The sequence below is a fragment of the Nonomuraea sp. KM90 genome (assembly GCF_052246675.1).
Lineage (GTDB): Bacteria > Actinomycetota > Actinomycetes > Streptosporangiales > Streptosporangiaceae > Nonomuraea.
In genome coordinates this window covers 210,229-218,639 of record NZ_JBQQCB010000010.1, presented here as the reverse complement: position 1 = coordinate 218,639, position 8,411 = coordinate 210,229, and the positions used below count along the sequence as shown (strand labels likewise).

Genomic DNA, 8,411 nt, shown 5'->3' with positions numbered 1-8,411 from the left:
AAGGGCGTCATCTCCAAGATCCTGCCGGTCGAGGACATGCCGTTCCTGGAGGACGGCACCCCGGTCGACATCATCCTCAACCCGCTCGGCGTGCCCGGCCGGATGAACGTCGGCCAGGTCCTGGAGACCCATCTCGGATGGATCGCCGCCAGAGGGTGGGACATCTCGGGCATCCAGGAGGCCTGGGCCGAGCGGCTGCGTGACAAGGGCTTCGAGAAGGTCGCCCCGCGCACCAACATGGCCACGCCGGTCTTCGACGGTGCCCACGAGGAGGAGATCGTCGGTCTGCTCGACAGCACCATTCCCAACCGCGACGGGGACCGGATGGTGCAGCAGAGCGGCAAGGCCCGGCTGTTCGACGGCCGCTCCGGCGAGCCGTTCCCGTACCCGATCGCGGTCGGCTACATCTACATCCTCAAGCTGCTCCACCTGGTCGACGACAAGATTCACGCTCGGTCGACCGGCCCCTACTCCATGATCACCCAGCAGCCGCTCGGCGGCAAGGCCCAGTTCGGTGGCCAGCGCTTCGGTGAGATGGAGGTCTGGGCGCTGGAGGCGTACGGCGCCGCCTACGCCCTGCAGGAGCTGCTGACCATCAAGTCCGACGACGTCCTGGGCCGCGTGAAGGTCTACGAGGCCATCGTCAAGGGCGAGAACATCCCCGAGCCCGGCATCCCCGAGTCCTTCAAGGTCCTCATCAAGGAAATGCAGTCGCTGTGCCTCAACGTCGAGGTGCTCTCCAGCGACGGCATGTCCATCGAGATGCGCGACACCGACGAGGACGTCTTCCGCGCGGCGGAGGAGCTCGGCATCGATCTGTCCCGGCGTGAGCCGAGCAGCGTGGAAGAAGTCTGAGGGGGAGATCGCACAAAATGCTAGACGTCAACTTCTTCGACGAGCTCAGGATCGGCCTCGCGACCGCCGACGACATCCGTCAGTGGTCGCACGGCGAGGTCAAGAAGCCCGAGACCATCAACTACCGGACTCTCAAGCCGGAAAAGGACGGACTCTTCTGCGAGAAGATCTTCGGCCCGACCCGCGACTGGGAGTGCTACTGCGGCAAGTACAAGCGCGTCCGCTTCAAGGGCATCATCTGTGAGCGCTGTGGCGTCGAGGTGACTCGCGCCAAGGTGCGTCGTGAGCGGATGGGCCACATCGAGCTGGCCGCGCCGGTCACGCACATCTGGTACTTCAAGGGCGTCCCGTCGCGCCTCGGTTACCTGCTCGACCTGGCCCCGAAGGACCTGGAGAAGGTCATCTACTTCGCGGCGTACATGATCACGCATGTCGACACCGAGATGCGTGAGCGTGACCTGCCCTCGCTGGAGGCGAAGATCTCCGTCGAGCGGCAGCACATCGAGCAGCGCCGTGACGCCGACGTCGAGGCCCGGCAGAAGAAGCTCGAGGGTGACCTGGCCGAGCTCGAGGCCGCCGGCGCCAAGGGCGACCAGCGCCGCAAGGTCCGCGAGGGCGCCGAGCGCGAGATGCGTCAGCTCCGTGACCGGGCCCAGCGCGAGCTGGACCGGCTCGACGAGGTCTGGAGCCGCTTCAAGAACCTCAAGGTCCAGGACCTCGAGGGCGACGAGCTGCTCTACCGCGAGATGCGTGACCGCTTCGGCCGCTACTTCAAGGGCGGCATGGGCGCGCAGGCGATCCAGGACCGCCTGATCAGCTTCGACCTCGACGCCGAGGCCGAGAACCTGCGCGAGACCATCCGCAGCGGCAAGGGCCAGAAGAAGGCCCGCGCGCTCAAGCGGCTCAAGGTCGTGTCGGCGTTCCTCAACACGACCAACTCGCCGCGGGGCATGGTGCTCGACTGCATCCCGGTCATCCCGCCGGACCTGCGCCCGATGGTGCAGCTCGACGGTGGCCGGTTCGCGACCTCCGACCTCAACGACCTCTACCGCCGGGTCATCAACCGGAACAACCGCCTCAAGCGTCTGCTCGACCTCGGCGCGCCCGAGATCATCGTGAACAACGAGAAGCGGATGCTGCAGGAGGCCGTGGACGCGCTGTTCGACAACGGCCGTCGCGGTCGCCCGGTCACCGGCCCCGGCAACCGGCCGCTGAAGTCCCTCAGCGACATGCTGAAGGGCAAGCAGGGTCGTTTCCGCCAGAACCTGCTGGGCAAGCGAGTCGACTACTCCGGCCGTTCGGTCATCGTCGTCGGCCCGCAGCTCAAGCTGCACCAGTGCGGTCTGCCCAAGCAGATGGCGCTGGAGCTGTTCAAGCCGTTCGTGATGAAGCGGCTCGTGGACCTCAACCACGCGCAGAACATCAAGTCGGCCAAGCGGATGGTCGAGCGCGCCCGCCCCGTGGTGTGGGACGTGCTCGAAGAGGTCATCACCGAGCACCCGGTGCTGCTCAACCGTGCTCCGACGCTCCACCGCCTGGGCATCCAGGCGTTCGAGCCGCAGCTGGTCGAGGGCAAGGCCATCCAGATCCACCCGCTCGTCTGCACCGCGTTCAACGCGGACTTCGACGGCGACCAGATGGCCGTGCACCTGCCGCTGTCGGCTGAGGCCCAGGCCGAGGCTCGCATCCTGATGCTCTCGACCAACAACATCCTCAAGCCGGCCGACGGCAAGCCCGTGACGATGCCCACCCAGGACATGGTCATCGGCCTCTACTGGCTGACCACCCAGAAGGACGGTGCTGAGGGTGAGGGCCGCGTGTTCGGCTCGATCGCCGAGGCGCAGATGGCCTTCGACCGCCGCGAGCTGGAGATCCAGGCGAAGATCCAGATCCGGCTGAAGGACGTCCTGCCGCCGCGCGAGTGGGTGGCCCCCGAGGGCTGGGAGCAGGGCGACGCGATCCGCCTGGAGACGACGTTCGGGCGGTGCCTGTTCAACCAGACGCTGCCGGACAGCTACCCCTTCGTCGACTTCCAGGTCGGCAAGAAGCAGCTGTCCACGATCGTGAACGAGCTGGCGGAGACCTACCCCAAGATCGAGGTCGCCAACTCGCTCGACGCGCTCAAGGACGCCGGCTTCCGCTGGGCGACCCGTTCCGGTGTCACCATCTCGATCGAGGACGTCGTCGCGCCCCCGAACAAGACCGACATCATGGAGAACTACGAGCGCCGGGCCGACAAGGTCCAGCGCGAGTACGAGCGCGGTCTGATCACCGACGAGGAGCGCCGTCAGGAGCTCATCGAGATCTGGACGCACGCGACGGCCGACGTCGAGACCGACATGGTCAACGCCTTCCCGGCGACCAACCCGGTCTGGATGATGGTCAACTCCGGCGCCCGTGGTAACAAGATGCAGGTCCGGCAGATCGCCGGCATCCGTGGCCTGGTGTCCAACACCAAGGGTGAGACGATCCCGCGGCCGATCAAGGCCTCGTTCCGCGAGGGCCTGTCGGTGCTGGAATACTTCATCTCCACCCACGGTCAGCGGAAGGGTCTGGCCGACACCGCTCTGCGTACCGCCGACTCGGGTTACCTGACCCGTCGTCTGGTGGACGTGGCGCAGGACGTCATCGTGCGCGAGATCGACTGCGGCACCGACCGCGCGGTCCCGCTCCACGTGGCCGACCGCGACGCGTCGGGCAACCTGGTCAAGGCGGAGAACGCCGAGTCCAACGTGCACGGCCGCATCCTGGCCGAGGACGTCGAGGTGGACGGCAAGATCATCGTCCCGGCGGGTGTCGACATCAACGACAACCACGTGACGAAGCTGGTCGAGGCCGGCGTCGAGACCGTCCGCACCCGCAGCGCGCTCGTCTGCGAGGCCAAGATCGGTGTCTGCGCGACCTGCTACGGCCGCTCGCTGGCCACCGGCAAGCTCGTGGACGTCGGCGAGGCGGTCGGCATCATCGCCGCCCAGTCGATCGGTGAGCCCGGCACGCAGCTGACGATGCGTACGTTCCACACCGGTGGTGTGGCCGGCGCCGACATCACCCACGGTCTGCCCCGTGTCACGGAGCTCTTCGAGGCGCGCATCCCCAAGGGTGTCGCCCCGATCTCCGAGGCCGAGGGCCGGGTCCGGATCGACGAGACCGACAAGACCAGGAAGATCGTGATCACCCCCGACGACGGTTCGGAGGAGATCGCCTACCCGGTCTCGATGCGTTCCCGCCTGCTCGTGCAGGACGGCCAGCGCGTCACGGTCGGCCAGCAGCTGGTCGCCGGTGCGGTCAACCCCAACGAGGTGCTGCGCATCCTCGGCCCGCGGGCCGTGCAGCTGCACCTGGTGGCGGAGGTCCAGCAGGTCTACCGCTCGCAGGGTGTGTCGATCCACGACAAGCACATCGAGATCATCGTGCGGCAGATGCTCAAGCGCGTGAACGTGCTGGAGTCCGGTGACACCGACCTGCTGCCCGGCGAGCTCGTCGAGCGTCCGCGCTTCGAGCAGATGAACCGTGAGACGGTGGCGGAGAGCGGCTCGCCGGCCGCGGGCCGTCCGGTGCTCATGGGCATCACGAAGGCCTCGCTCGCCACCGAGTCGTGGCTGTCGGCGGCCTCCTTCCAGGAGACGACCAGGGTCCTGACGGACGCGGCGATCCACGCCAAGTCCGACTCGCTCCTGGGCCTGAAGGAGAACGTCATCATCGGTAAGCTCATCCCGGCCGGTACCGGCATGCCGCAGTACCGCAACATCCGGGTGGAGCCGACCGAGGAGGCCAAGGCCGCGATGTACACCGTCGGCGGTTACGACGGCTCGGCGGCCGACTACACCTTCGGCACGGGCAGCGGCGAGGCCGTCCCCCTGGAGGAGTACGACTTCGGCCAGTACAACAGGTGATTTCCTAGTCGTCTGTAGGTGACGCGCCCGGGCCTCTCGGCAGAGAGTCCCGGGCGCGTTCGCTTTCCGGCCCTTGTCCCGTTACGGCGGAGCCGTGGCCGCCCCAGACGCCGTACGGGGCCGGGGGCCTTCCAGGGAGACGGCCTCTGAGCCCGTCAGTGGTGAGCCGCCGTTACGACGCTCTGTGGGCCGTGTCGGTGGTCAGGCGGGCACCGCCCACGCCTACGGCCGGGGCAATGGGAAGTTACGGGTGGATGGCGGTTCGTGGACTTGGGGGCGGAACACCCCAGGGGGCTATATCATGTCTGCGGAGCTGTAGATGGGCTGGATGAAATAGGCCCCGGGCGACCCGGAGTGGCAAGGCTTATCCGCTTTGCCGCGCCGTTTTGACGTGTCGCCAGGGCCTGGGTAGTCTTGAGCATCGTGCCCGTCTTCTTGCGGGCTCTCGACCGTGCGCTCATTGCGGGCGCGGGACGGCTTCCTGGCTCGTAATCCTCGCGGATGTGTCTGTGTGAACAGCGCGACACGCCCGAGCGCGGGGGCGCCGAGACAAGATAAACCAGCAGGTCATGACACCGGCAGAACCTGCGAAATGCAAGACCCAACGACGTAACACCGGCCAAGGCACGAAACGGAGTGGCAGTGCCCACTATTCAGCAGTTGGTCCGCAAGGGCCGGCAGGACAAGGTCTCCAAGACCAAGACTCCTGCCCTCAAGGGGAGTCCGCAGCGGCGCGGTGTGTGCCAGCGCGTTTACACCACGACTCCGAAGAAGCCCAACTCGGCACTGCGCAAGGTGGCCCGCGTTCGGCTCACGAACGGCATCGAGGTCACGGCCTACATCCCGGGTGTGGGTCACAACCTGCAGGAGCACTCCATCGTGCTCGTGCGTGGCGGTCGTGTGAAGGACCTGCCTGGTGTTCGCTACAAGATCATCCGCGGTTCGCTCGACACCCAGGGTGTCCGTAACCGCAAGCAGGCCCGTAGCCGCTACGGCGCGAAGAGGGAGAAGAGCTAACAATGCCTCGTAAGGGTTCTCCTGGCCGTCGTCAGCTCATGGCTGACCCGGTTTACAGCTCGCCTCTGGTGACCGCCCTGATCAACAAGGTGCTCCTGGACGGCAAGCGCTCCATCGCGCAGTCGATCGTCTACGGCGCCCTCGAGGGCTGCAGGGAGAAGACGGGCAACGACCCGGTCGTCACCCTGAAGCGCGCGCTTGACAACGTCAAGCCGACTCTCGAGGTCCGCAGCCGTCGTGTCGGTGGCGCGACCTACCAGGTGCCGGTTGAGGTGCGCGCGGCGCGCAGCACCACCCTGGCCCTGCGCTGGCTGGTGCAGTACTCCCGCGCCCGCCGCGAGAAGACCATGACCGAGCGCCTCATGAACGAGCTCCTCGACGCCAGCAACGGCCTCGGGGCGAGCGTCAAGAAGCGCGAGGACACCCACAAGATGGCCGAGTCCAACAAGGCCTTCGCTCACTACCGCTGGTAGTGGGTTCGACGAGACGACGAGGACGCGAGAGAAGTGGCCACCCAGACCGCTCTTGACCTGGCCAAGGTCCGAAACATCGGGATCATGGCCCATATCGACGCGGGCAAGACCACCACGACCGAGCGCATCCTGTTCTACACCGGTATCAACTACAAGATCGGTGAGGTCCACGAAGGCGCAGCCACGATGGACTGGATGGAGCAGGAGCAGGAGCGCGGCATCACGATCACGTCTGCCGCGACCACCTGCGAGTGGGTCGGTCACACGATCAACATCATCGACACTCCGGGTCACGTCGACTTCACCATCGAGGTGGAGCGTTCGCTCCGCGTCCTCGACGGCGCGGTCGCCGTGTTCGACGGCGTCGCCGGTGTCGAGCCGCAGTCGGAGACGGTGTGGCGCCAGGCTGACCGCTACGAAGTGCCCCGCATCTGCTTCGTGAACAAGATGGACCGTGTCGGCGCGGAGTTCCACCGCTGCGTCGACATGATGATCGGCCGCCTGGGCGCGACCCCGGCCGTCATCCAGCTCCCGTGGGGCGTTGAGGCCGACTTCAAGGGCGTCATCGACCTCATCAAGATGAAGGGTCTCATCTGGTCCGCCGAGGCGGCCAAGGGCGAGATGTACGACGTCGTCGACATCCCGGCCGACCACGTCGACGCCGCCCGCGAGTGGCGCGACAGGCTGATCGAGACCGTCGCCGAGAACGACGACGAGCTGATGGAGCTCTACCTCGAAGGCACGCAGCCGACCGAGGAGCAGCTGGTGGCGGCCATCCGCCGCGCCACGCTGGCCAGCGCCATCAACCCGGTCCTGTGCGGCACCGCGTTCAAGAACAAGGGCGTTCAGCCCCTGCTCGACGCGATCGTCGCCTACCTCCCCGCCCCGACCGACATCCCGGCCTTCAAGGGCCACGCGGTCGGCAACGAGGAGAAGGTGATCGAGCGGCACGCCGACCCGACCGAGCCGTTCTCCGCGCTGGCCTTCAAGATCGCCAGCGACCCGCACCTGGGCAAGCTCACCTACATCCGCATCTACTCGGGCACGCTCGAGACCGGTTCACAGGTCATCAACTCTGTGAAGGGTAAGAAGGAGCGGATCGGCAAGATCTACCAGATGCACGCCAACAAGCGCGAAGAGCGCCCGTCGGCGATCGCTGGTCAGATCGTCGCCGTCATGGGTCTGAAGGACACCACGACCGGCGACACCCTGTCCGACCCGTCGAACCAGGTCGTGCTCGAGTCGATGACGTTCCCGGCTCCGGTCATCAACGTCGCCATCGAGCCCAAGACCAAGGGCGACCAGGAGAAGCTGTCGATCGCGATCCAGCGCCTGGCCGAGGAGGACCCGTCCTTCCAGGTCCGTCGTGACGAGGAGACCGGTCAGACCGTCATCTGGGGCATGGGCGAGCTTCACCTGGAGATCCTCGTCGACCGTATGCGTCGCGAGTTCAAGGTCGAGGCCAACGTGGGCCGCCCGCAGGTGGCCTACCGCGAGACCATCCGCCGCAAGGTGGAGAAGATCGACTACACCCACAAGAAGCAGACCGGTGGTTCCGGTCAGTTCGCGCGGGTGATCATCAACCTCGAGCCGCTGGGCGAAGGCAACGACGGCTACGAGTTCGAGAACAAGGTCACCGGTGGCCGCGTCCCGAGGGAGTACATCCCGTCGGTCGACGCGGGCGCGCAGGAGGCCGCCGAGTTCGGCGTGCTGGCCGGTTACCCGATGGTGGGCGTGAAGGTTACGCTGACCGACGGTGCGGCCCACGACGTGGACTCCTCGGAAATGGCCTTCAAGATCGCCGGCTCGATGGCCTTCAAGGAGGCCGCGCGCAAGGCGGACGCCGTTCTTCTCGAGCCGATGATGGCCGTTGAGGTCACCACGCCCGAGGACTACATGGGTGATGTCATCGGTGACCTCAACGGTCGCCGCGGGCAGATCCAGGCGATGGACGACCGGGCAGGCGCCAAGGTCGTCCAGGCGCTCGTGCCGCTGTCTGAGATGTTCGGCTACGTGGGTGACCTGCGTAGCAAGACGCAGGGGCGCGCGAGCTACAGCATGCAGTTCGACTCCTACTCGGAGGTGCCTCCGGGCATCGCCAAGGAGATCGTCGCGAAGGCCCGGGGCGAGTAGTTCCCGGTCCGGTCCCGCGAGGGATCGGACCAGGACTTCA

At 66.5% G+C, this 8,411-nt stretch carries 5 protein-coding genes; all 5 read left to right on the top strand.

The annotated features are described in order from the left end of the window. Positions 1-855, top strand: an 855-nt coding sequence (locus tag ACTWPW_RS14775) for a DNA-directed RNA polymerase subunit beta (protein ID WP_443169017.1), incomplete at its 5' end; no start/stop codon positions are given. Between the two features lie 17 nt (positions 856-872). Further along, complete coding sequence (locus tag ACTWPW_RS14770; protein ID WP_364112963.1) at positions 873-4,748, top strand: DNA-directed RNA polymerase subunit beta'; 3,876 nt, start codon at positions 873-875, stop codon at positions 4,746-4,748. A 642-nt stretch (positions 4,749-5,390) separates the two neighbouring features. Continuing rightward, positions 5,391-5,765 (top strand): 30S ribosomal protein S12, encoded by a 375-nt coding sequence (gene rpsL, locus ACTWPW_RS14765; RefSeq protein ID WP_049572713.1) that lies wholly within the window; start codon positions 5,391-5,393, stop codon positions 5,763-5,765. A 2-nt stretch (positions 5,766-5,767) separates the two neighbouring features. After that, positions 5,768-6,238: a 30S ribosomal protein S7 gene (gene rpsG / locus ACTWPW_RS14760; protein ID WP_020542314.1), complete on the top strand. Its 471-nt coding sequence runs from the start codon at positions 5,768-5,770 to the stop codon at positions 6,236-6,238. Positions 6,239-6,322: 84 nt separating this feature from the next. Next, positions 6,323-8,371 (top strand): elongation factor G, encoded by a 2,049-nt coding sequence (gene fusA, locus ACTWPW_RS14755; RefSeq protein WP_375116581.1) that lies wholly within the window; start codon positions 6,323-6,325, stop codon positions 8,369-8,371. Positions 8,372-8,411 lie beyond the last annotated feature (40 nt).

Coding starts and splice junctions, on each gene's coding strand:
- ACTWPW_RS14770 (WP_364112963.1), top strand. CDS start 873: ATGCTAGACGTCAACTTCTTCGACGAGCTCAGGATCGGCCTCGCGACC.
- rpsG (WP_020542314.1), top strand. CDS start 5,768: ATGCCTCGTAAGGGTTCTCCTGGCCGTCGTCAGCTCATGGCTGACCCG.
- fusA (WP_375116581.1), top strand. CDS start 6,323: ATGGCCCATATCGACGCGGGCAAGACCACCACGACCGAGCGCATCCTG.